Genomic DNA, 24,807 nt, shown 5'->3' with positions numbered 1-24,807 from the left:
TTCCTGCTGCAAAATGTACGGCTGATTAACTGATCTCGATTGTACGGGAAACTTTTTGCGCACCCTCTTTTTTCTGCAGGTTCACCTGCAGGATACCGTCCGTATAGCGGGCGGAAATTTTGGATGCATCAATGCTGTCATCCAGTTGGAAGCTGCGGCTAAACGATTGCAACTGGAATTCCCTGCGCAGCCAGCCTTCGGATTTGTTTTCTTCCGTGTGTTCCTGTTCCTTATCTACCTTTACGGTCAGCGTATCGCCTTCGAGGTTGATCTTGAAATCCTCTTTCTTCAGCCCGGGCGCCGCCAGCTGTAATTCGTATCCGGTATCGGTTTCCCGCAGGTTGGTAGGAATGTTTCGCAGCCTGGATGTACCGCTGAGGTTCCAAACCGGCTCATCAAAAAAACGACTTAAATTATCCTGGAAGATCCTATCCACCAAACTACTGAAACTGGTTGCGGCGGTACTTCCATTACCATTTCTTTTCATTAGTGTGTTCATAAAATCTCCTTTTTTTTCAGAACGGCCACAAAGTATATACCAGTGGGAGAGGCGCTGAAAAAATGACAAGCTGAAAGAAAATTTTTCAGGATGGGAATGACAAATTTTAAGGCTGGCTATACGGAATAGGAGAGGCCGCCTCCGCCACGATGCATTTTTCGTTGGGTTTATCGGGTGCAATAAAGCATAAGAAAAGCGCCGTTGCCCTGGCATTTTCCATGAAAGAAATTTTCCCTGACGGAACTGCGTTTGTACGTAGCAGTTACATCTTCACAAAAAAAATCAAATAAAATTTGTTGATTTAAAAACAATTCCTACATTTGCAACCCGTTCAACGCGGAATGGCTGCGTAGCTCAACTGAATAGAGCATCTGACTACGGATCAGAAGGTTTCAGGTTTGAATCCTGACGCGGTCACAAGAACTTAAAAGGTCACTTATAAAAGTGGCCTTTTTTTATGTCGGAAATGTAGGTGCGATTCGTTTATTCAAACAGCATAAAATCAGCAATGGTTAAGAAGAGTTTTCATCAACCTTCCCTATCTTTTGATTAAAGAAAAATATGACAAGGCGCATAGCGCGCATCCTTTACCTACCCTATTTGGTTTATATATTAATTTCTACTTACTTTTGCAGCCCTTCGCTTACTCCCACATCCACCTCCTTACATCTAACACAAAAAAATACATCATAAAAAATTGACAATAAATTTGTTAGATAAAAATAAATGTTTACCTTTGTATAACAATCACACGCTGGCTGCGTAGCTCAACTGAATAGAGCATCTGACTACGGATCAGAAGGTTTCAGGTTTGAATCCTGACGCGGTCACTAGTAAAAGAGGTCAATCACAACATTGACCTCTTTTTTTTTGAATCGTTCCCACCACCACATAGATTTCCAACCGCTATCCTACCTTTGCGAGCCTTGCCCCTTAGCCTCTTTGCGAGCAACCCTCCCCGCAAGCAACCCACCAAAAAATTTACTAGCTTTACACAAACCCGTGAACCATGACTATCAGAGAAGCCTATAACGACTGGGCAGCGCAATACGACACCAACGTAAACAAAACCCGCGACCTGGAAGCCTTTGCACTCCGCGAAACCTTACACCCCTTTACCTTCAAGCGCGTACTCGAAATCGGCGCCGGCACCGGCAAAAATACCAGCTGGCTCCTGGAACAGGCCGAACATATTACGGCAGTCGATTTCTCCGAAGAGATGCAAGCGATCGCCCGGCAGAAATTCGCCGGCAACAGCGCCGTTACTTTTCACCAAGCCGATATCACAAAGCCCTGGGACTTTGTAACGGAAAAATATGACATCGTTACCTTTAGCCTCGTCCTCGAACATATCCGGGACCTGGATCACGTTTTCGGCGAAGCGGCCAAAGCCCTCCACCGGGGCGGCCTCCTGTACATGGGCGAATTGCATCCCTTCCGCCAGTACGGCGGCAGCGGCGCTAAGTTCCAAACCAGCGAAGGCGAAAAGCGCGTGGAAGTTTACACCCACCACATCTCCGAATTTGTGCAGGTGGCTGCGCGCCATGGCCTGCAGGTATTTGACGCCAAAGAATACTTCGACGATAATAATACTGCTACCGTTCCCCGAATACTGGTTTTATTGCTCAGCAAAAACTAGTATTTTGTCGTTCCACTTTACGTAAACTGATAAAAAGAAGCCTATATGCCCGAATTAGCATCTGTGACGGCCGTTCCGCAGGACGCGGCGCAAAAAAAGTCTGCACTGTTCTCACTCACCGAAGACTGGTGGGCCACTATTGTAGGAGGGTTCATCCTGTTGACGGTCCTGGCTATCGCCATCGCCAACCCGGATATGAAATTTGCCACGCCCGCCCTCAAATGGGATAGCGGGGCAAGCCTGGTCCAAAATGTATTCACCGGTGCCAACCTGCTCCTGATCGGAGGTATAGGCATTGCCTACCTGCTGCTTTCCAGCGTGGCCACCTATTACCAGGGCGCGGATTTTAAAAAGTACCTGCCCGGCTTTGTGGTGATCTTCCTGCTGGGCATCTGTTCCCTGGTCATTGCCGGCAATGCCACCTTGAATTACTACGGGCTCGAATACGTGATCTTTGCGTTGATAATAGGACTCCTGCTCGGCAACATCGGCGAGCCGCCGGCATGGCTCCGCGAAGCCGCCCGTTCTGAATTTTTCATCAAAACGGGGCTGGTAATCCTCGGCTCCAGCATTCTGTTTGAAAATATCGTGGAGGCCGGCCTGCCGGGCCTTATCCAGGCCGTAGTAGTTGTGGCAGCCGTTTGGGTATTCTCCCTCTGGCTCAGCCGTAAGCTGAAAGTAGACGATGAATTCGGGGTGATCCTGGCTTCCGCAGTGTCCATCTGTGGCGTGTCCGCCGCTATTGTGGCCAGTGGCGCCATTCAGGGCGACAAGCGCAAGTTATCATATGTTACAACATTGGTTTTGCTGGTGGCTATTCCCATGATGGTGTTGCAGCCCTGGATCATCAGGATATTCGACATCCCCGCCGTAGTAGGAGGGGCCTGGCTCGGAGGCACCCTGGACACCACTGCATCCGTAACGGCGGCCGCGCAAATGGTAGGCCCCGAAGCGGTGAACACCGGCGTGATTATTAAGTTTTCCCAGAATGTACTCATTGGCGTAGCGGCGTTTTTCATCGCTATCTGGTGGAGCTACCGCAGTAAGGACGGGAAGAGTGGAGCGCAGCACCCGGGTTTGAAAATAGTGTGGGAGCGATTCCCCAAATTCGTACTGGGCTTTATCGCAGCATCCCTGCTGTTCTCGTTTGTCATCAGTCCGGCCGTGGTGCAGCAAACCAGCGGCGTACTGAATAGCCTGCGTACCGTATGGTTTGCACTGGCATTTGTAAGTATCGGTATTGAAGCGAGGTTCAGTGATATTATGACGATGGAGGGAGGAAGGCCGGCATTAGCCTTTATCGGGGCGCAGGTGTTTAATATTCTGTGGACATTGCTGTGGGCATTTATCCTCTTCGGTTACTTATTTAAATAGGGTTTCACAGGATATATTTAAATAACTGCTAATAAAAAATTTATGTAGGGATAATAAGCCTGTCTGTGTCGACAGGCTTATTATTTTGATATCTTCCAGACGCTACAGTACATGCTGTTGTTGTTCTTTCAGCTTGTTTTTGCCACGGTTGGTACCGCCCTTACGGCCAATTGCGGCCATATGTTCTCTGTTCCGGCTCACGGCTTCACCGCCTTTCTTACCGGCCGCGCGGGCTTCCTCTGAAGTAAACTTGTGTGCAACTCCTTGTTTGTGTGCTGCTCGTCCACCTTCTCTGGATATGGCTCTCTGTTGCTCAGGGTCCATTGATGCAAAACCCCTTTTGCTGTGTCTAGGTTTTTCAACCGCATTGTTTTGCGGATTGCCATTGGGAAATGATTGATAAGTCATGTTTTCCATAATGCAATTTTTATAGTGTAGTGAACAAATTATAAAGGAAAGGCTATCAATATTGGTGCCATCGACTGGAAGTCAATCCTATACCGGATTTCAGCAAACGCCCCACTGTGGTATTAGTGCAATTCATTACACAATACATAGAAAAATCCACACATTCCCCAACAGCGTTCCCCGGTTTTTTTGCGCTAAATGCCTCATTATCTGCTGGCTTGCGTTTTGTTATTTGTATATCGTTATCACTTTTTATAACCCATTCAATCTTCTATTATGGCAAAGTATTCGAGCGCTGTTCAGCGCAAGGTGAAAAAGGTAATGCATGAAATGCACGAAGGAAAGCTGAAGAGTGGACGCAGTGGTAAGAAAGTTTCCAATCCTAAGCAAGCTATCGCCATAGGTATCTCCGAAGCCCGGGAAGAAGGTGCAAAAGCCCCAAAAAAACCTTCCACTTCCCGGAAATCATCCTCCACTAAATCAGGCGCAAAAAAATCCACCGCTAAAAAGTCCACCGCTAAAAAAGCAACAGCAAAAAGAGCGACTGCAAAAAAAGCCACCGCTAAAAAGTCCACCTCCCGGACTGCTGCTTCCCGCAGTAAAACTGCCAGCAAGTCAACCGCCAAAAAATCCACTGGCAGAAAATCTACGGCTAAGGCAGGGGCGACTAAAAAATCTACGGCAAAAAAAGCAGCCCCACGCAAAAAGGCAGCTACCCGTAAAAAGGCCAGCAGCCGCAAGAAGGCAGCCCACGCCTGATGCGTATTGCTCATACTCCAGATCATATACGAAAAAAGACCGGTATCGCATGACACCGGTCTTTTTATATGGCACAGGGCTTGCCCATGGTTTAATATGGAACAGCATCATGTAACAGTAATAATCAAGGGTAAGGCTTATGGACTTAACATCACGGTTAATGCACAGGAACATGAAACACTGTACGAAGTAATCCCTGATGTGAAGCCTTTCGTTTTACAGGATTTTGCGCCGCAAAGCCTGCGCTTTACAGCCGATCATACCGATACGGTGGCAGAACGCGTACGCATCGTGGAAACAGAGCAAATCGCCAGAATTATCTGGAACGAAATCCTGGATAAAATGGGATAACCGCCATCATCATACCCGCTAATACTGTCAGTCATTTGGCAGTAAAGTACACGCTTTGTACTTTTACAATGCTATGATGGTTACTGACGAAGTTTATAAAAGGAAAAACCGCAAGGAACGAATCCTGTTCCTCGTAAAATTATTGGTATATCTCGCTGTAGTTTATTTTAACCTGGAACACGCCAAAGTCTATGATAAATTCACCTGGCTGTTCCGCATCACCAACGCGCTTACCTTCTTCCTCGGCGCCAACCTCGTTATCTCTCTCGCCTGGCTGGTAATCATCTCCTGGTACACCCGCCGCCGGCTGAACAAACCGGTAGAAAAGGATAACTTCATGCTGGGCCTCAACCGCATCAGCTCCGTGCTGAATACGGTGTTCATCCTGCTGTCGATCATGATCCTCTTCGGGATCGACCTGCTGAAGTTCGTGACCAGCATCACCATCGTGGCAGCGGCCATCGCGCTGCTTTCCAAGGATTATATCACCAATATCATCAATGGCCTGATCATCATGTTCTCCGACCAGTTGTCCCTCGGGGATCATGTGCGCATCGGCGACTATAAAGGCAAAATACTGGACATCACCCTGATCAACCTCGTCCTGCAAAACGATGATGATGAACAGATCATCGTTCCCAACTCCCTGGTATTTACTTCCATCGTCATCAACCAGTCCAAACAGAACGTGAAAAAGATCACGATTGAATTTGAACTGGACCGGAAACTGCCTTATACCCCGGACGATTTGGAAGCCCGCCTGAAAAACGCTATCAGCGGCTTTTCCGACCATTACGTTAAGAACAGCTTCCTCCTCCGTACCCTGGAGATCAGGAAAGACCACGTGGTATTCAAGGTGCAGCTGATCATTCCATTCGCTGATAAGACGGTGGAACAAAGCATCCGCCGCACGCTGAATACGGAGATTATTACGATTGCGGAAAAAGGAGTTTAGGCATGGTATGGCCATCGCAGCAAGATGCGGCGGGCAATCTTACCAACTATTGAAGCGATGTTTTCCATCGCATAGACATCATAACGTTTAACAAGCCATTTCCATCGTTGCCTCCAGCTCCGCCACAAACGTATCCACATGCGCCCGAGTAACGCCCGGCATGCAGATAATATGCGACCACCCGTTTTCTGAAGCCAGCTGCCACCTGCTCCTGATTTCTTCTCCCGGTGCGGGAAACACCACGGTGAGGGTATCCGGGTTGCGCCAGGCGGCTATGCCAATAGCCCGCAGCCTGTCCGTAGCATAAGCCGCCACCTCCAGCGCTGCCTGTGCCCGGGCGGCCAGCCCCTCCGCGCCATAACGTTTAAGGGCATACCATAAAAACAATGGAGAATGGCCGTTCCTGGAGCCGGTAATGGTAGTGTCCATCGTGCCGATGTAGGCAACGCTGCGGGCAATGCGGTCCCGAAACGATTTCTGGGCCACCACCACACCGCAAGGGATGGGTGAGCCGATAAACTTATGGCCGGAAATGGCAATGCTGTTGGCGCCATCCGCAAAATCGAAGGCAGGCCGGTGGGGGAGGAAGGCGCTGTAACTGCCGGACAGCGCGCCGTCCGCATGGATATAATGCTGCCGAACCGCCATGCGGTCCAGTATCCGGCGGATGCGCCGCACATCGTCCCGCGCCTCCGTCATGGTGGTCCCGATGTTGGCCAGGATGATCACCGGGAGATGCCGGTGCTGGCTGATCATGGCTTCCAGGTCCTCATAATCAATTTCCCCGTTTTCCCGGGTGCGGATAACGATGCCGGGCATATTTAACAGGTGGATGTTCTTTTGTACGCTGTAATGGGTGGCGGCGCTGTAATAGACCATTCCCTTGGGATACAGTTCCCTGGCGAGGTACAGGCCATAGAGGTTGCCCTCGGAGCCGCCATTGGTCACGTAGCCCCACCAGTCGCCCGCAGGAGCGCGGAAGAGTTTCGCAAAAAACTCCACCACTTCTTTTTCCATTTCCCGCGTGCCTACGCTGTAGGTGGAAGGAACAAACGGATCGCCCAGGTTATTCAGGGGATATTGCAGGAATGGCATGAGTGGACTATAATCAAAGTCTTTCGATACCGGGTAGCCTAAGAAGTCGGCAGTGCCGGTAGCTACAGTACGGAGCAGCGCTTCCAGCTGCGTTGCGTCAGCCGGCGACAATCCAAATCTACTATTCATGGTAATTACAGGTGTATGATACTGCGAATGTAGTATTATATAACGCTGTATATCTACATGTACATAATAAGTAGTAAAAAAATACTATTTTTGCCCTTCGGGCAGTTTTTTTATTCTCTTTTGGGGAGATATAAATGCCGTCCGCAGAAAAATCATACTACCATGGATACACTCGATCATACGGACAAGCGAATTTTGACATTGCTGCAAAAGGATGCCAAGCTAAATACAAAGGAAATTGCGCATCGTATAGGGCTTAGCGTTACGCCCACCTACGAGCGGCTCAAAAAAATCGAAAAACTGGGTATCATCCGTAACTACGTCACCCTGCTGGACCCGGAGAAGGTAGGGAAGACGCTGATGGCATATTGCAACGTATCCCTGCAGCTGCATTCCCTGCCGCTGCTGCGTAAATTTGAAGCGGCCGTGATGAAGCTGGACGAAGTAATGGAATGTTTTCACCTGGCGGGTAACTATGATTACCTGTTGAAAGTAGTGGTGGACGATATGAAAAGCTACCAGCATTTCATCACGCAAAAACTGGCTACGATTGAGAATATCGCGCAGGTGCATAGTTCGTTTGTGATGACGGAGATTAAGCATACGACGGCGTTTGAGCTGTAGTGTAGGTGGTGGGATTACTTACAAAAGCGGTACGCCTCTCAGCGCTTACGCCTACCGCAATACGCTCATCCCGTTCGAACCCCCGTTCTGCAAAATCAGCGTGTACCCGCGTACGTTAGCCTCGGTTTCTTCCGACAGCGGGACGGTAAAGGAAAAGCTGCTGCCGCTGCCAGGCGTGCTGTGGAACCAGATGCGCCCGTTGTTGCGCTCCACGAAATCTTTGGAGAGGTGCAGGCCAAGCCCACAGCCTTTTTCGTTGCGGGTACCATTGGTAGAGTAGTAGATATTGGAGAAAATCCGGTGCTGGTTTTCGAGGGGAATGCCGGTGCCGTTATCGCGGACCATCACCTCCACGGAGGTTTTATCAATCCGGGCGCTCACCGTAATGCGGCCCCCGCCCGGCGTGAATTTAATAGCGTTGTTGATCAGGTTGCGCAGCACCATGCGGATCATCTCCGGATCGGCATATACCAGCACAGCCCCGTTTATTTCATGATGCAGGGATACGTCTTTTTGCCTTGCCAGCGTTTGTAACAGCTCAAATTCCTGGTTCAGCAGCAGCGTCAGGTCAAAATCGTCCGCCTTCACGCCAATGCCTTTCATCTGGTTGCTGGCCCATTGCAGCATGTTGTCCATCATGTAGGCGGTGTTCTTTACATCCCGCCACAACTCATCGGTATAGTAGCGGAACTGCTCCGGGTCTATCTTTTCATCCTTCAGCAAAAACAGCAATCCTTCCAGGATGGCGAGGGGCGAGCGCAGGTCGTGACTGATCACAGAAAATATCTTATCCTTCACCTGGTTCAAACTTTCCAGCGTCGTGTTCTGCTCCAGGATGATATGGTTCTGCAGCGATACTTCCTGGTTCTTACTGTTCAGCGCTTTGGTCAGCACCTGCTGGCGCTTGTACATACGGTACAGTATAAACGTAATAATGAGCAGGATCACAAACAGCAGCGAGGCGGATAATACCAGGATGCGCTGTTGCTGTATGGTGGCCAGGTGTATCTGCTGCTCCCTCTTCAACAGCTCGTTTTCCTTTTGCTTCTTTTCCGCTTCATATTTTTCCTGCGAACGGGATATCTGGCGGCTCTTCTCCAGGTTGAAGAAGGCCATATTCCGGTCCGTAAACGCCTTGAAGTGATGGAACGCCGCCTGGTAGTCCTTCCGGGCGCTATCCAGCTCATACCTGATCTTGTAATAGATCATATCGTTCTTCACATTCTTCAGCTTACTGTTTACCTCGTAGGCATGGGCGAGGTTCTTTTCCGCATCGGCATAGTTGCCCATGAAGGTTTGCACTTCCGCCAGGTTCAGGCTGGACTTTACAATACCCAGCTGGTTATCGGCCTGGTGGTAGCAGGCAGAGGAGAGCTCATGATACCGCAGCGCATCTGCAAACCGTTGCTGCAGCATCGCTACGAGGCCGAGGTTCTCGTATGTGTACGCCAGGCCGCGCTGATCGTTGAGAGATATCTTGATGTCTTCCGCCTCGCGCAGGTAGAGTAGGGCGGAATCCAGTATGTGCAAGGACAGGTATGCAGATCCGATGTTATTGAGGGTTTTACTGATTTCAGGGGCTTCCCGTAACTGCTTTTTGATGACGAGTGATTTGTGCAGGTACACCAACGCGTCCCGCGGGCTGTTCTGCTCCGTGAAAATGTTGCCCATGTCATTGTACAGGATACTGAGGGTATGCTCGTCGTTCATCGTTTCCGCCAGCTTGAGGGAGCTGAGGGTGAGCTGCATCTGCTTGTCCAGGTTGCCCCGGGTATTTTCTACCAGCGCCAGGTTGCGCTGGGCCCATATTTTTCCCTTGGTATAATTCAGCCGCAGGCTGATGGCAAATGCCTCTTTGGCGTACTTTTCAGCTATTACGGGGTTCTTTGTGAAATAACTCCTGCTGGTGGTATTGAGCAAATCGGCCCGGCCCTCGTCCGGCTCCGGATGTTGATGCAGGGCAGTTTCCAATGAATCTGTCGGGGTTGACTGCGAATAGGCGGCAGGTGTCAGTAACAGTACGTACAGAGGGATCAGAAGGCATCTTTTCAAAGGATTGGCCGGTAGCATAGCAAGAGATTAATGTTGGCAGATGGTGGACCGGTTTGGGGCGCGTCCCACATGAAATTGAGATAAAAATAATCATAATACGTGATCAAACAAAACGGATTTCCGCCGGGGCGGACCCCGTTAATATTTTTTTTGACATGATACATTGATATACAATTCCATTTGTATTTTGCAAAAAATTTGTCCTGCACATGGCTGTTAAGAAAAGTGCGGCATTGGGCTTCATCTTCGTTACCCTGCTGATCGACGTTATTGGATTTGGTATTATCATCCCGGTGATGCCCAAGTTGATTGAAAACCTTACCGGGGAAGGCCTCAGCGGCGCCTCCTGGTGGTCCGGCTGGCTTACTTTTGCCTATGCGATTACCCAGTTTTTCATGGCGCCGGTCATCGGCGGACTCAGCGACGCTTACGGCCGCAGGCCGGTGTTGCTCTCCTGCCTGGCCGCCTTCTGCCTGGATTACATCTTCCTGGCCTGGGCGCCCAACATCGCCCTGCTTTTTGTAGGCAGGATACTGGCCGGCGTAACCGGCGCGAGTATGAGTACCGGCGCAGCCTATATTGCAGATATCAGTACCCCGGATAAGCGGGCCCAGAATTTCGGTATGATCGGCGTGGCCTTTGGCCTCGGTTTTATCATAGGCCCGGGCCTGGGCGGGGCGCTCAGCCACTGGGGGCCCCGGGTGCCTTTCCTGGCAGCCGCCGGCTTAACCTTCCTGAACTTTTTATACGGCCTCTTCGTACTGCCGGAATCGTTAGCCCTGCAAAACAGGCGTCCGTTCGAGCTGTCAAGGGCCAATCCCTTCGGCGCGCTGACGCACCTGCGCAAATACCCGGTGATCTCCGGCCTGATCCTCTCCCTGCTGCTCATCTATGTAGCCAACTTTGCTGTTCAGTCTACCTGGTCGTTTTTCACCATGGAAAAATTCAAATGGACGGAGCAATGGGTGGGCTATTCTCTCATGTTCGTAGGGCTCATGGTAGCCCTGGTGCAGGGCGGCCTTATCCGCATCATCATTCCAAAGATGGGCGCGAAGCGGGCGGTGATCGTAGGGCTGGCGTTGTACGCCATTGGCATGGCCTTGTTTGCCTTTGCAGGTAAGGGGTGGCAGATGTTTGTGTACCTGGTGCCCTACTGCCTCGGCGGTATCTGCGGACCCGCTCTGCAGGGGATCATGAGCAACCAGGTTCCTGCAACGGAGCAGGGCGAATTACAGGGGGCTATGACGTCCCTGGTCAGCCTGACGATGATTTTCGGCCCATTGATGATGACGAGCATATTTACCTTTTTCACCAAGGCCAGCGCCCCGGTTTACTTCCCCGGCGCGCCGTTCCTGACGGGCGCTTTATTGCTGGTGCCCAGTATCATACTGGCCATCGTGTCGTTTAAGAAAACGCATGCGCCGGCGTCTTCCTAAAAACCTGCCATTCAATATGCTGCATGTTTCGAATTCCCGTTACATTTGCAAACTATGTTCAGAAGAATTTTTGCTGCGGCTATATTGACAGGAACGGTAATCAGTGCAAATGCGCAACAGGACTCTGTTGCAAAACGGGAGCGCCCGTTGTTCGGTACCCAGGATACGGTATTGCGTAAACGTAGTTTCTTTCCATTGCCCGTATTGGGCTATTCCCAGGAAAAAGGGCTGGAAATAGGAGCGGCGATGCTGTATTCGTTTTATACGGATAACAGGGATCCGCATCCCCTGACGAGGAATTCTACGATCAACCTGATCCCCTCCATCACCACGGAAAATCAGTACAAGATCGACCTGAAAACGAATATCTGGACCAGGGCGAACCGCTGGCATTTTAAAAGCAATTTCCGGTACCACGATTTTCCCATGTACTTCTATGGCCTGGGAGATACGACCCACGCTTCCGATAAATCCCTCCTGAATAACAGGCGTTATAAGTTTCAGGTAGAAGCTGAACGCCGCATCAGCGGTAATTTTTACGTAGGGGCAACGGCGTTATACCAGAACGATTCCTACAGCAGCGAGGATCATAAAGGGATATATGAATCCATGTCACTCACCGGTAAAACCGGCGGACATGTGACATTCCTCGGGCTCACGGGGATATTCGACAACCGCGATAACCAAAACTATACCCGCACAGGCACCTGGCTGAAACTCAACGTTTCCTTCGCGCCTAAATTCCTCAGCTCCGAAGAGCTGACACGCATAGAAGCGCAGGGCGCCCAGTTTTTCTCCTTCGGGAAAAAAAGCACTATTGGCTTCAACGGTTATTTCAACACCATCCAGGGCGGCCAGATACCCTTCTACCAGCTGCCTGAAATGGGGAACGACCTGATCATGCGCGGCTACTATACCGGCCGTTACCGGGATCAGAACTACCTGGCCCTGCAAACGGAATACCGCTACCTGGTGGACCCGAAGATCCGTATCAAAATATGGTTTGTAGACCTGCATCCTAAATTCGCCCTGGCGGCATTTGCCGGCACGGGCGCCGTGTACCGCAATAAGGACTTCCATTTCGATGGCTTCAAGCCCAGCTACGGTGGCGGTATCCGCTGGTTCTATGACGAAAGCTCCAAACTCACCATTCGTTTAGACTATGCCGTGGGAGAGAAGCGCCCAGGCGAAGGTCGGCAGAGCGGTTTCTATCTCTCTCTGGCTGAAGCGTTTTAATCCGCCAAATTATCAGGATCGGTCGCTTGTTATGTGCTAACAATTGATTAACTTTCAATAGGCTGTAAGAAAGTTACAGTCAGTAACACATCACCAAAACCATGTTTATGAAGCGACCCATCCTGTTATCAGCAATAGCCCTCTTGCTGGCTGTTTCCAGTACCCTTTATGCGCAGGACAGATCTTCCCGCGCCCCGCATTCAAAATTTTATCTCAAAGTAGGCGGTGGTTATTTCTTCAGCATTACGCCCGGTCAGTTTCCCAATGTGGGCCCATACCCGCCGCAGGACCTCCACACACAGTATAATCCTGCCAATCCCAATCCGCTGGATACCATCAGCAGGAAAGTGCTGACAGGCTCCTACGGGCAAGGCGTACGGGGCGGCTTAAGCGTCGGTTATAACATCAACAGGTACATCGCCATCGAAGGAACCTTCAACTACTTTCACAGCTCTAAAAACCTGATGACACGCAGCCTGACTACCGTCGTAGGCTCCGGGCAGGTGCTGGGTAGTATCACCTCACGGGGACATGTAAACGCTGTTGACTTTGCGCCGAGCTTTGTATTCAGTCCCGGACTGGAAAAAGTAAATCCCTATGTAAGGTTTGGCGTTGTGCTGCCGCTCTGGGGACGCCTGTACATCGAAACAGACGCGCTGCAGATATCCAATCCGCCTGCCGGCCTGCCGCTGCCTCCGGGCACCATGGTGAAAACAGTGATCCACCGCCAGGAAGAAGTTAAGCCCAATGTGACCATCGGTATGCAGGGCGCCCTGGGTGTGAGCATCAATGTATCCCCGCGGATAGACGTCTTCGTGGAAACCGAATACCGCAACGTACCGGTGAAAAGTAAAAGCAAGGAAGTCACCAAATACGAAGAAACCAATACTGCCATCAATGGCAGCACCGGCGCTGCATTGCAGGTGCTGAGTACCCGTGGCCTCAATGACCTCAGCGTGGCGGAAAGAAATACGGACTACGTTACCACGCTCGACAAAAACTCCAATACCGAAGTGAGGAAGCAGGGAACTAAAACTTACTATAAGAATGATAATGCGCCGGCCAACGATTTGAAGTCATATATCAATATCGGCGGTATGGGCTTTAACGCAGGGCTGAAGTTCAGGTTGTAAGGGGGGGGGGGGCCCTGTTTTTGTGTCCATTGATGCCATTATGCAGGCGTTGCCTGGTTACTATAATAAGGCGGGAGTTGCCCTGTACTAGTGTCCATTGATGCCATTATGCAGGGGTTGCCTGGTTCCTGTAATAAAACCGGTTCAGCATCCAAACCGCTAATGATTTCATGCTCAACCCTTTTTCCTGTTCAAATTTCCAACAGGAAAAAGGGTTTAGTTTTTCTAAACTTTTGTATATATATTAGTAGGGTCTGTTAATTAAACCCTACGAGCAATGAAAAAAATCTACGTCCTGAGCATGGGCCTGCTCTGCGCCCAATTATCCTTTTCACAAACCAGGAAAGTCCTGCTACTCGGCATCGACGGCTGCCGCCACGATGCGGTGATCGCCGCCAACGCGCCTACGCTGGACTCCCTGATCGCCAATTCCGTCTACAGTTTCGACGCACTAACGGAAACGCCTACCTGGAGCGCCGTCGGTTGGAGCGCCATGCTCACCGGCGTCTGGCGCAATAAAACCGGCGTGGCGGATAACTCCTTTTCCGGTTCCAGCTATGCGGTGTACAAATCCTTCCTGGAAAGGGTGGAAAATCTGACACCCGCCCGGCGCACGGTTTCCGTCGCGCATTGGGCGCCTATCAATACCTATATCGTCAACAATGTAGACGCTGAAATCAACGTAACGACGGACCTGGACGTTAAAAACAACGCGGTAGCGGAACTCGCGAACAATAATCCTGATGTGCTTTTTGTGGACTTTGACGATGTTGATCATGCGGGACATTCCTACGGCTTCGGCCCTAACGTCTCCCAATATATTAACGCCATACAGACAACCGATGGCTATATCAAAAATATATTGACGGCGCTGAAGAGCCGCCCCAACTATGCCAACGAGGACTGGCTGGTGGCCGTTACCACGGACCATGGCGGGAACATGGCGGGCCACGGCGGCAGCTCCTTCGAAGAGAGGAATATCTTCTCCGTATTTTCCAACGCCCGCTTTACGCCTGCGCAAATTTCAAAGCAGGTGGTGAGCTTTAACATGGGCGGCCAATATCTCTCTTTTGATAATGGCGCTTTTGTACAGGCGCCAGGCACGCCTTATAACTTTGGCGCAGCTACAGACTTCACCATTGAGTGCCGGGTGAAGCTCAGTCCGGGCTTCTCCGGCGACCCGGCCATCCTCTCCAATAAGAATTGGGCCAATGGCCTCAACAAAGGCTTTGTATTATCTGCCGTAAACGGCAACTCCTGGAAAGTGAACGTGGGAGACGGCGCGCACCGGGTAGATATGAACGGCAACATCATTGCCGATGGCCGCTGGCATCACCTGGCCATCGTCTGCAAACGGAATGGCAATATCAGCATGTACGAAGATGGCACGCTGATTAGCAGCAAGCCTATGACCGCCATCGGGGATGTCAGCAGTGGCCTGCCTTTAGGCATAGGGCAGGACGGTACGCTTGCCTATGGCTATCACCCTAACGGCAGCATCGCGGAAGTACGGATCTGGAATAAAGCGCTGCCAGAGCCGGAGCTGATCACCTGGATGTCGCAACCTGTGACCGCCGCTCATCCTTCCTACGCCAACCTGCTCACCTATTTCAAAGGGGACGAGGGCAGCGGCGCCACCTGGGTAAATGCAAAAGGCGGCAGCAACGGCACGATAACGGGTACGCCTGTATGGCAAGGCGCGGTAGCCCAGCCGGCAGCGCTGAACTTCAGTGCGGCGTATGCGAGGCCGTTAAACGCGCTCAACTACCAGTTTGATAACAGCGATTTCACGATGGAATGTAAAGTGAAAATCGCCAACTGGTCCGGCGATCCGGCGATACTTTCAGATAAGAACTGGGCCAGCGGTACCAACAAAGGTTACGTGATGGCGCTGACGTCCAGCGGCTGGAAAGTCAATATAGGAGATGGTTCCGGCAGGGTAGACCTGAATGGCGGCGCGCTGGGGACCAACACCTGGCATCACCTGGCGTTTACGGTGAGTCGCAGCGGTAACCTTACTACCTATGTAGACGGCGTGCAGACGGGCGCCACGCCTATGACGGCGGTGAAAAAAAGCATCGCGTCCGGACTGCCGTTCGCTATCGGGCAGGATGGTACCCTCGCCTATGGTTACGCCTTCCAGGGCAATATTTCGGATGTCCGTATCTGGAATAAAGTATTGAGCGCAGCGGTGATCAACAGCTGGAAAAATACAGCTATCACGGCTTCCCATCCGGACTATGCCAGCCTCGTGGGTTACTGGCCGGGCCACGAAGGCAGAGGCAATACGCTGCTGGACGGGCTAAACGCCGGCAACAATGCGGCGATAACCGGTGTTGCCAACTGGCAATCCCCCGCGCCTGATACGACGTTTACCTATGGCGTATTTAACAACACGCCCCGGCAGGTGGATATGGCGGTGAGCTGCCTGGATTTCCTGGGAATTGATATCGATACCGCCTGGCATTTGGATGGCCGCAGCTGGATACCGCCGGTAGCGCCGCTTTCCGCCGCTAAACAAAAAGCGGCATCCGCTGTCATGATGACGATTGCGCCAAACCCGGTGGCTAAAAACATGCGGGTGAATATTGAAGCGAAGCAGGAGGCAGCTGCCATCCTGGTGCTATATAATTTGCAACGGCAACCCGTGAAAGTGTACCGGCAGCAACTGCGCAAAGGCAGGCAGCAGCTGGCGCTGGATGTGCCGGAGTTGCCGGTAGGCGTATATTTCCTGGATTTGCACGCCAGCGGAGCGCACAGTGCGGTAAAGATATTTGTGCAGCAGTAAAGAAAGAAGGGAGTGACACACCATCACTCCCTTTAATTATTTTAATAGGCGCTCGCCTTATTCAGCAAATCTACATCCTCCTTATCCAACGTGAGCTGTACGCCCTTTATCAACTCCTGCAACTGGGCCGTACTGGTAGCGCTGGCAATAGGCGCTGCAATGGCAGGGCGGGTGAGGAGCCAGGCCAGCGATATAGCCGATGGCGTTACGTTGTGCTTCCTGGCTGTATTATCCAGCGCTTCCAGGATCTTAATGCCACGCGCGCTGAGATAACTGAGCGCTTTTTGCCCGCGTGCGCTGCTTTTATTTACATCCGCTTCGGAGCGGTATTTCCCGCTAAGGAAACCGCTGGCAAGGGAATAATAGTTAATGACGCCAATATTTGCCTTCACACAGATGTCGGCATACTGTTGTTCATATTTTTCCCGGTCATACAAGTTGTACTCCGGCTGAAAAGTCTGGTACCTGGGCAACCCGTGCTGGTCGCTCGCGCGCAAACTCGCCAGGAGGCGGGCGGCGCTCATATTGGAAGCCCCGACAGCGCGCACTTTACCGGCTTTAATCAGTTCGTCATAAGCTTCCAGGGTCTCTTCCACAGGAGTATTCTCATTATCGTAATGGGTCTGATAGAGGTCGATATAATCCGTTTGCAGGCGCTGCAAGGAATCTTCCACACGCTTACGGATATACGCTTTACTCACGTTGATGCCTTCTCCCATATCCGCCCCAACTTTCGTAGCAATGATCATTTTATCGCGATTGCCGCGTGCCTTCATCCACTTCCCGAGAATGGTTTCCGACTCGCCGCCCTTGTTGCCCGGGGCCCAGCGGGAATATACGTCCGCCGTGTCTACCAGGTTAAAGCCCTGTGCTGCAAATTCATCCAGCAGTGCAAAAGAAGTCTTTTCATCTGCTGACCATCCGAAAACATTTCCGCCAAATGCCAACGGGGCTACTTCCAGTCCTGAGTTTCCTAATTTACGTTTTTCCATATCTGATAGTTTAAGTTTATTCCGGTTGAGCTTCCCCCTAATTTAACTAAATTTGGGCGTTTATTCGAATGCATATGACACTTAATATATCCGCTGCGGACTTCGCGCACATCACTTCCACGTATGGTAAGATCAACGGTAGCTCCATCCTGGACGCCCGCGAAAATGTAACGCATGAAATTTTTCCTGACAAGGTGGTGATCGGTACCAATTTTACCAACTATGCCACTTACCAGTTATACTTTACAGAGGATACCCTCCATGTTCATAAATATGCGCTGGAAAATATAACAGACGATAACGCAAAAATGATTCCGGATGAAATGACGGAGGAAGACCAGGAGGAACTGCAAAGCCGCTGGGATACCCTCGTACACGACATCAAGGCTGCCGAAAAGCTGCAGCAGAGCGGTAATGCAAGGCAAACCCTGGCGCAGCTCTACCTCGATATCTTTGATGAAGATACCGCCGCCGCCTTAACGGACGAACTGCCAGCCTTCGTGAAACCCCAGCCCCATGCCGTTTGGGAGGAGCTGGCTGTGGCCCTGCAAAACAGCGGCAACCTGGCGGAGTTTGAATGGTCCGACCTGACGGATACAGGCATCTACGCCCTCAACGAACTGGAACCTCTCCAACAGGAAGGCATCGTGCTGGATGTGCCTACCGAAGAGGAATACGAAGAGATTGTAACGGCGGAGGACTTCGCGCAGGCCTGCATGGATTTTGTAAACAGGCAGCTGGAAGAATATGAACTCCGCATTGTGGCCCTCGGGCCTGTGCTGGACGAATACCAGGCTTTTACCTGCCTTTCTACGGCGGATGGCCGGCTCGCCCGCGCCGGTAAAAAGCTCCGCGCGCTATGCCTGGTATATCTTTACTAATGGGAAAAAGCCGGGGGGCTGCCTAAATCATTAAAATCGAATTAAATATTACAAACGGTATTAAGCCTTGGATAAACTTTTAATAACTTAACGGTTCATAATTCCATAGGGTTGTGAAAGTTGTTGTTAGGTTAGCTATAATTTTTGTCCTTGCCAGTATTCTATTGCCTTCCGGCAAAGAAGGCAATATTGCCGTGCCCGGAGGAAAGATTCCTGCGCTCACCGCCAGCCTGCTTTCCCAACATCCTTTCGTAGCGCCCAAAATCAAGGGCGAAAAATTCAAATCCACCCTTACCCGGCATAAACGCCGCCCCGTTGGGCTGAACGATTATAGCGACCATCCCTGTAACATCGGCTACATTACGCTGAGGGACCGCTTCATTTACGTTGCCCGCGCCACCGGATTTTTACGCCCCTGTTACCACGAAGTATTCACCCCGCTTCGTAGCTGGAGAGGCCCGCCTCTAGCCTGATCCATATACATGCTATTCTTTTTTGTTTTTTAGTAATCAGACGATTTTATGAGCAAACATAACTTCGTGAAGCATTGCTATGCGGTATGCCTTTGCCTGCTTACCGCGAGCCATGGCTTCGCGCAACAGCCAGCGGACAGCTTTTCGCTGCACCTGGCTATATCCCGCACGCTACAACATTACCCGGCCATGCAGGCCAAACAGGCGCAGATAAAGTCAGGAGAAGCCAACCTGACAGATGTAAAACACGACTGGTACCCGGCCCTGCGGGTGCATGAACAGCTGGACGTAGGGACAGACAATAGTATCTACGGTTCCTACTTCACCATGGGCATGATCCCATCCACCTCCGGCGGTATCCGCGAAAAAAATAATAATCAGCTCATGAGCGGCAACATCGCCATGGCGCAGATGCAATGGGAGGTCTACAACTTCGGCGCATACGCCAGCCGGACGGAAGCTGCACGCGCGGCATTGAACACGCGCAAATCCGATCTGGCCAACACCGGCAACCAATTGACGATCGCCATCATCCAGGACTACCTGGAACTACTGCGGTTAACGGCGCTGCAAAAAATAACCGCTGATAATATCAAACGTACGGAAGCCATTCAACGGGCGGTGAACGCCACGGTGAAATACGGCCTTAAACCCGGTGTCGACAGCGCCGTGGCAGCGGCAGAACTCTCCAAAGCGCGACTCAACCTCCTGGAGATAAACGGGCAGTACAACCGCCTCCGCATCGAACTGGCGGCGTTTACGGGAATCGATAGCGCCAGGATCATTGCTGACACGCTGAACGAAGCTAAGCTGGAAGGGCTACTCGCGCGCTTTGCGCCGCAGCAGGCCGTTGCTGCAACGCACCCGTTGCTGCAATTCTACCAGTCGCAATACGAACAGCAAAAGGCCTTGGAAACAGTGATCCGCAAAGCCAACCTGCCAAAGGTGCAATTAATGGCCGCCGGCTGGATGCGCGGCTCCAGCGGCGAATTCAACGATTACTATAATAAAAACCTCTGGAGTGGCCTGGGCTATAAAAGGTATAACTACCTCCTCGGCCTCGGCATCACCTATAATTTCACGGACTTAAAACGTACCCGCGAAAAAGCGGCTACACAACGCTTTGCCGCCGATGCCGCCGCAAAAGAACAGGAAACCATGACCGTGAAATTGCAGCAGGCCATGGATGAAGCGCAGTCGGACATCGCCATGGCCCAACAGCGACTGGCGGAAATCCCTTCCCAGCTCAAAGCCGCGCAGGCCGCCGCCGTGCAGAAGACGGCCTTGTACAAAGCCGGCCTTACCAACATCATTGAAGTGACCAACGCACTCTTTCTTCTGAACCGCGCGGAAACGGATTTGATACAGGCCCGCGACGCTGCCTGGAAAGCCTTGTTCAGAGCCGCTTACGCCGGTAATACCTTGCAGGCGCTGTTGCCGGAATTACACTAACCTTAACTGAGATCATTATGTCATTAGTAACTTCAGCATTAAAGAAACCAGTGGCCGTGGTAATTATCACTACGGGTGTACTGTTGTTTGCCCTGCTGTCGGTATTCAAAATACCTATCGATATCTTCCCCAAACTCAACCTCCCCACGATATACGTGATAGAGCCATACGGAGGGATGTCCGCCAAACAGATGGAAGGATTTTTCTCCACCCGCCTGCAGGACCAGTTCCTCTACGTAAACGGAGTGAAAAATATTACCAGCAGGAACATTCAAGGGCTCACCATGCTCAAACTTACTTTCTATGAAAATACGGATATGGCGGAAGCCTCTGCACAAGTGGCTTTACAGGTGAACCGCGCGATGAAGTTTTTCCCGCCGGGCGCGCTGCCGCCACAGGTAGTGCGCTTCGATGCCTCTTCCTTGCCGGTAGGGCAGCTGGTGCTAAGTAGTCCTACCCGCACCTTGAAAGAAATGGCGGACCTGGCGGGGACCCGCATCAGGCCTATGTTTTCGACCGTGCCGGGACTATCCGCCCCGCCGCCTTTCGGCGCTAACTCCCGCTCTGTGGTAGTGAACGTGGACCCGCAAAAGCTGCGCAGCTTCAACCTCTCCGCCGACCAGGTGGTGGAAGCTATCGCGAAAAATAACCTGATGACACCCTCCGGCAATATCCGCATCAACAACACCATGTACGTCACCACGCTGAACAGCCTGGAAAAGGAAGTGGCGGACTTCGGCGATATCCCCATTACCAGCAACGGCAACTCCAATATTTTTATTAAGGACGTAGCCCGCGTTACAGATGGGTCGGATGTGACAGTCGATTACGCCCTCGTCAATGGAAAACGCTCCGTTTACATCCCCGTCGTAAAAACGGCGGATGCCAGCACCTGGGACGTAGTGAAAACACTGAAGCAACGCATCCCGGAAATGCAATCCCTGCTGCCGGATGATGTGAAACTCAGCTACGAATTTGACCAGTCTGTCTTCGTGATCAACGCCGTGAAAAGCCTTATGACGGAAGGCATCCTCGGGGCCCTGCTCACAGGCCTCATGGTATTACTGTTCCTGAAGGACCTCCGCAGCTGCCTGGTGGTGGTGGTAACCATACCGGTGGCGGTGATGGCGGCAGTGTTGTTCCTGCAACTGAGCGGGCAAACCATCAATATCATGACCCTGAGCGGACTGGCGCTGGCCATCGGCATCCTCGTGGACCAGGCCACCGTTACGATCGAAAATATCCACCAGCACCTGGAAATGGGCAAGTCCAAAAAACAGGCGATATACGATGCCTGTGAGGAAATATCATTCCCCTTACTGCTCATCTTACTCTGCATCCTCGCGGTATTTGCGCCGTCTTTTATCATGACCGGCGTGCCTAAAGCCATGTTCCTGCCGCTGGCGCTGAGCATTGGCTTCGCAATGATCGCTTCCTACTTTGCCGCACAAACGCTGGTACCGGTGATTGCCAACTGGTGGCTGAAAGCGGAGAAGTATCAGCATGCGCATCACAGCCTCGCCCTGGATGATGCGGAGGTAGCTGAAATAGCGGAAGAGGTGGACTATGAAACTGCGCATGCGCAGGAACTGAAGGGATTCGAGCGGTTTAAGGTAGGATTCATGGGATGGCTGGACAAATGGAAGTCACGGGCAGGCTGGATCATGGGCATATACCTGGTGCTTGCATTGGCGGTAGCCGGCGCCTGTTACTGGTACATCGGCAAGGACCTGATGCCGCATGTAAACGGCAGCCAGTTCCAGGTGCGCCTGCGCGAGCCCGACGGCACCAGGTTGGAAAGGACGGAGGCCAGGGTGCATCAGCTGCTCAACCTGATCGACGAAACCACGAACGGGCACGTCGCCATCAGCTCCGCTTATGTGGGCCTCATTCCCAGCAGTTACGGTACGAGTAATCTCTACGTCTTCAACAGCGGTACACACGAAGCGGTATTACAGGTGAACCTCGACGAAGATTATAAAACGGATATGGACGCATTGAAGGAAACCCTGCGCAGCAAGGTGGACAGCCTGTTTCCTCACTCGCGTATTTCCTTTGAACCGATTGACCTCACGGAGAAGATCATGAGCCAGGGCGCTAACAACCCCATCGAAGTGCGGGTGGCCGGAAAGGATATTCAGCAGATTGAAAATTATGCGAAGAAGATTGTCCGTAACCTGCAACAGGTACCTTACCTGCGGGATGTACAAATAGCGCAGCCCCTGCATTTCCCCGTGATCAATATCAATATCGACCGGTTTAAACTGGCGCAGATGGGACTTGACATCAGCCAGGTGGCCCGTTCTATCACGGCATCTACCTCTTCCAGTCGGTTTACGGAAAAGAACCAGTGGCTGGATGAAAAAGTCGCTTACACCTACCAGGTACAGGTGCAGATACCGGAATACAATATGGCATCCCTTTCGGACTTAAAAGAGATCCCGCTCGTGAAAGGGCAGGCAAGGCCGGTACTATCCGATGTGGCTTCGTTCAGCATGGGCGAAATGCCCGGGCAGCTGGACCGTTCAGGACCGCGTAGGTTCGTCACCGTTAGTGCCAACATTCACAAAATGGACCTGGCCACTGCAACAGATGCTGTGCAAAAAGCCATCCACGATGCAGGCGAGCCGCCTAAAGGACTGAAAACGGAAATAAAGGGCGCCAGCAGCTTACTGGTGGAAACGTTGGACAGCCTACAATCCGGCCTGCTGATCGCCGTATTGGTGATCTTCCTGCTGCTGGCCGCCAACTACCAGTCTATGCGCTTATCGCTCGTGGTGCTGACCACCGTTCCTGCTGTAATCGCAGGCTCGCTGATCGCTTTATTGCTCACCGGCGCTACGCTCAACCTGCAATCATATATGGGTATGATCATGTCTACCGGCGTATCCGTCGCCAATGCGATCCTCATCGTTACCAACGCGGAAAAACTGCGGCTGGAATACCGGGATGCCGGCAAGGCTGCCGTAGTAAGCGCGGGTATCCGCCTTCGCCCGATATTGATGACGAGCCTGGCTATGGTGGCGGGTATGATCCCCATGGCGTCCGGGCTGGGGGAGGCGGGTGATCAGACGGCGCCCCTGGGCCGCGCGGTGATCGGCGGGTTGATTGCCTCCACGCTGGCTGCCCTGCTCATACTCCCGCTGATCTACGCCTTCGCGCAACGCAAGGCCGGCTATCAATCGCCTTCCCTGATGCCGGGCGAAAAGAAAGTTTCTCATTCAACTAAAAATAATGTGCATGCAACCATATAAAATATTCCATACGCTTATTATCTCAGGATCGGTATTGCTTTTAGGCGCTTGCCACAACGCGGAGCCGCAGGCGAAATCGAACAGGCATACTGCCAAAACCTACCAGCTGGCCACCGTGGCGCAACAGCCGCTGGCTTCTTCCATTCAATTGCCCGGTGCGCTGGAAGCGTTTGAAAAGGTGAGTATATACCCGCGCATCAACGGCTTCGTTAAAACAGTAGCGGTAGACAGGGGGAGTCGCGTAAAGAAAGGGCAGCTGTTACTGCAGCTGGAAGCCCCTGAAGTGATGCAGCAATACTTCGCGGCACAGTCGCGCTACCACCAGGCCGCCGCGCTGTTTGCCGCCTCTAAGGATAATTACGAGCGGATGCTGGCCACCAGCGCAACGCCCGGCACTATTGCGCCGCATGATTTAGCATTGTCCAGGTCCAGGATGATGGCCGACAGCGCATTGATGAACACCGAGCGTTCCAACCTGGCCGCTGCCGCAGCCATGAAGGATTACCTGACCGTTACCGCGCCATTCGACGGCGTGATTACCGCCCGTAATATTCATCCCGGCGCATTGGTTGGACCTGCAACTAAAACGGACGATAAGCCCATGCTCATGCTGGAACAGGAAGATAAACTGAGGCTGGTATTGCAGGTGCCGGAGATACTAAGCGCGCAGCTGCAGGAAGGAGCGGAGGTAACGTTTAAAGTGAATGCCATCCCCGGGGAAAACTTTAAAGGAAAAATTTCCAGGCAGGCAGGTACGCTGAGCGATAAATACAGGTCCGAAGCCGTGGAGATAGATGTGCTGAATGTAAACCGCCGGCTTAAACCAGGCATGTTTACCGAAGTGAATATACCGGTGAGCGGCTCTTCAGGCGCCATGGTCGTGCCGGCATCTGCGGTGGTCGCCTCTACCGAAAAAAAATACGTTGTAGTGGTAAAAGATAAAAAAGCAAAATGGGTAGATATCCAGGAAGGCAATCATCATAACGATTCTACGGAAATTTTTGGCATGTTGCATCCGGGCGACCAGGTAGTTGCAAATGCAACGGACGACATCCGGGAGGGAGAAACGATTCAATAATGCTGCTATAAAAAACCGGCCGTCCCGAAGAATCGGGACGGCTTTTCTGCTAACTGTTCCGTCTATATTGATTTTTTTTTATGTTCCAATTAAAAAAAGGGAACGATAACATCCACCTAGTAATCAATAACGGATTTTACCTGTTGTTAATCGAAAAAATATCTTAGCGCCATTTTTCAATGACGGTTTATGTTTATAA

The 24,807-nt window shown here is 51.7% G+C and carries 20 protein-coding genes and 2 tRNA genes; 17 read left to right on the top strand and 5 right to left on the bottom strand.

What is annotated here, in order from left to right:
- Nucleotides 1-25: 25 nt before the first annotated feature.
- On the bottom strand, nt 26-499 hold the full coding sequence (locus BOC67_RS12710) for an Hsp20/alpha crystallin family protein (protein ID WP_291910702.1): 474 nt from the start codon (nt 497-499) through the stop codon (nt 26-28).
- Nucleotides 500-842: 343 nt separating this feature from the next.
- Between BOC67_RS12710 and BOC67_RS12705 the strand changes: the two genes are divergently transcribed.
- The 4 genes from BOC67_RS12705 (at nt 843) to BOC67_RS12690 (ending at nt 3,512) form a co-directional block, all read left to right on the top strand.
- Nucleotides 843-916, top strand: a tRNA-Arg gene (locus BOC67_RS12705).
- Between the two features lie 339 nt (nt 917-1,255).
- A tRNA-Arg gene (locus tag BOC67_RS12700) sits at nt 1,256-1,329 on the top strand.
- Between the two features lie 179 nt (nt 1,330-1,508).
- Complete coding sequence (locus tag BOC67_RS12695; RefSeq protein WP_291910701.1) at nt 1,509-2,138, top strand: class I SAM-dependent methyltransferase; 630 nt, start codon at nt 1,509-1,511, stop codon at nt 2,136-2,138.
- Nucleotides 2,139-2,183: 45 nt separating this feature from the next.
- Nucleotides 2,184-3,512, top strand: a complete 1,329-nt coding sequence (locus BOC67_RS12690; protein WP_291910700.1) for a putative sulfate exporter family transporter — start codon at nt 2,184-2,186, stop codon at nt 3,510-3,512.
- A gap of 102 nt (nt 3,513-3,614) precedes the next feature.
- Here BOC67_RS12690 and BOC67_RS12685 read toward each other — a convergent pair whose 3' ends face one another.
- Nucleotides 3,615-3,929 (bottom strand): KGG domain-containing protein, encoded by a 315-nt coding sequence (locus BOC67_RS12685; RefSeq protein WP_291910699.1) that lies wholly within the window; start codon nt 3,927-3,929, stop codon nt 3,615-3,617.
- 267 nt (nt 3,930-4,196) lie between these two features.
- Here BOC67_RS12685 and BOC67_RS12680 point away from each other — a divergent pair, with 267 nt between their 5' ends.
- From BOC67_RS12680 to BOC67_RS12670, 3 genes are all read left to right on the top strand, one after another.
- Nucleotides 4,197-4,679 (top strand): DUF6496 domain-containing protein, encoded by a 483-nt coding sequence (locus BOC67_RS12680; protein ID WP_367115555.1) that lies wholly within the window; start codon nt 4,197-4,199, stop codon nt 4,677-4,679.
- 96 nt (nt 4,680-4,775) lie between these two features.
- Nucleotides 4,776-5,030, top strand: a complete 255-nt coding sequence (locus BOC67_RS12675) for a hypothetical protein (RefSeq protein ID WP_291910698.1) — start codon at nt 4,776-4,778, stop codon at nt 5,028-5,030.
- Between the two features lie 73 nt (nt 5,031-5,103).
- Nucleotides 5,104-5,985, top strand: coding sequence for a mechanosensitive ion channel domain-containing protein (locus BOC67_RS12670; protein ID WP_291910697.1), 882 nt, complete (start codon nt 5,104-5,106; stop codon nt 5,983-5,985).
- An 87-nt stretch (nt 5,986-6,072) separates the two neighbouring features.
- Here the strand turns inward: BOC67_RS12670 and BOC67_RS12665 are convergent, their stop codons facing one another.
- Nucleotides 6,073-7,209 carry a histidine decarboxylase gene (locus BOC67_RS12665; protein WP_291910696.1) on the bottom strand — a complete coding sequence of 379 codons (1,137 nt, stop codon included), beginning with the start codon at nt 7,207-7,209 and terminating at the stop codon, nt 6,073-6,075.
- A 162-nt stretch (nt 7,210-7,371) separates the two neighbouring features.
- On the opposite strand from BOC67_RS12665, the gene BOC67_RS12660 reads away from it, so the two are divergent.
- Nucleotides 7,372-7,833, top strand: a complete 462-nt coding sequence (locus BOC67_RS12660) for an Lrp/AsnC family transcriptional regulator (RefSeq protein WP_291910695.1) — start codon at nt 7,372-7,374, stop codon at nt 7,831-7,833.
- A gap of 51 nt (nt 7,834-7,884) precedes the next feature.
- Here BOC67_RS12660 and BOC67_RS12655 read toward each other — a convergent pair whose 3' ends face one another.
- Nucleotides 7,885-9,804 (bottom strand): tetratricopeptide repeat-containing sensor histidine kinase, encoded by a 1,920-nt coding sequence (locus BOC67_RS12655; RefSeq protein WP_291910694.1) that lies wholly within the window; start codon nt 9,802-9,804, stop codon nt 7,885-7,887.
- A 290-nt stretch (nt 9,805-10,094) separates the two neighbouring features.
- Between BOC67_RS12655 and BOC67_RS12650 the strand changes: the two genes are divergently transcribed.
- From BOC67_RS12650 to BOC67_RS12635, 4 genes are all read left to right on the top strand, one after another.
- Nucleotides 10,095-11,321, top strand: a complete 1,227-nt coding sequence (locus tag BOC67_RS12650; protein ID WP_291910693.1) for a TCR/Tet family MFS transporter — start codon at nt 10,095-10,097, stop codon at nt 11,319-11,321.
- Nucleotides 11,322-11,375: 54 nt separating this feature from the next.
- A complete protein-coding gene (locus BOC67_RS12645) occupies nt 11,376-12,557 on the top strand; it encodes a hypothetical protein (RefSeq protein ID WP_291910692.1) in 1,182 nt (393 codons plus the stop codon).
- A gap of 107 nt (nt 12,558-12,664) precedes the next feature.
- Nucleotides 12,665-13,690, top strand: a complete 1,026-nt coding sequence (locus BOC67_RS12640; RefSeq protein WP_291910691.1) for an outer membrane beta-barrel protein — start codon at nt 12,665-12,667, stop codon at nt 13,688-13,690.
- A gap of 277 nt (nt 13,691-13,967) precedes the next feature.
- Nucleotides 13,968-16,478, top strand: coding sequence for a LamG-like jellyroll fold domain-containing protein (locus BOC67_RS12635; RefSeq protein ID WP_291910690.1), 2,511 nt, complete (start codon nt 13,968-13,970; stop codon nt 16,476-16,478).
- 41 nt (nt 16,479-16,519) lie between these two features.
- On the opposite strand, the gene BOC67_RS12630 is transcribed toward BOC67_RS12635, so the two are convergent.
- Complete coding sequence (locus BOC67_RS12630; protein WP_291910689.1) at nt 16,520-17,470, bottom strand: aldo/keto reductase; 951 nt, start codon at nt 17,468-17,470, stop codon at nt 16,520-16,522.
- Nucleotides 17,471-17,544: 74 nt separating this feature from the next.
- Between BOC67_RS12630 and BOC67_RS12625 the strand changes: the two genes are divergently transcribed.
- The 5 genes from BOC67_RS12625 (at nt 17,545) to BOC67_RS12605 (ending at nt 24,608) form a co-directional block, all read left to right on the top strand.
- Nucleotides 17,545-18,351: a hypothetical protein gene (locus BOC67_RS12625; RefSeq protein ID WP_291910688.1), complete on the top strand. Its 807-nt coding sequence runs from the start codon at nt 17,545-17,547 to the stop codon at nt 18,349-18,351.
- A gap of 113 nt (nt 18,352-18,464) precedes the next feature.
- Nucleotides 18,465-18,824 (top strand): hypothetical protein, encoded by a 360-nt coding sequence (locus BOC67_RS12620; RefSeq protein ID WP_291910687.1) that lies wholly within the window; start codon nt 18,465-18,467, stop codon nt 18,822-18,824.
- A gap of 48 nt (nt 18,825-18,872) precedes the next feature.
- Complete coding sequence (locus BOC67_RS12615; RefSeq protein ID WP_291910686.1) at nt 18,873-20,276, top strand: TolC family protein; 1,404 nt, start codon at nt 18,873-18,875, stop codon at nt 20,274-20,276.
- A 17-nt stretch (nt 20,277-20,293) separates the two neighbouring features.
- The gene (locus BOC67_RS12610; protein ID WP_291910685.1) at nt 20,294-23,530 is read left to right on the top strand and encodes an efflux RND transporter permease subunit; all 3,237 of its coding nucleotides are present in this window, start codon (nt 20,294-20,296) and stop codon (nt 23,528-23,530) included.
- Nucleotides 23,517-24,608, top strand: coding sequence for an efflux RND transporter periplasmic adaptor subunit (locus BOC67_RS12605; RefSeq protein WP_291910684.1), 1,092 nt, complete (start codon nt 23,517-23,519; stop codon nt 24,606-24,608). Before BOC67_RS12610 ends, BOC67_RS12605 begins: the two co-directional genes overlap by 14 nt.
- The last annotated feature ends 199 nt before the right edge of the window (nt 24,609-24,807 follow it).

The organism is Chitinophaga sp. CB10 (assembly GCA_001870995.2).
GTDB lineage: Bacteria > Bacteroidota > Bacteroidia > Chitinophagales > Chitinophagaceae > Chitinophaga.
The sequence above is the reverse complement of the archived record's forward strand: the minus strand, read 5'-3'. Positions and strand labels throughout refer to the sequence as shown.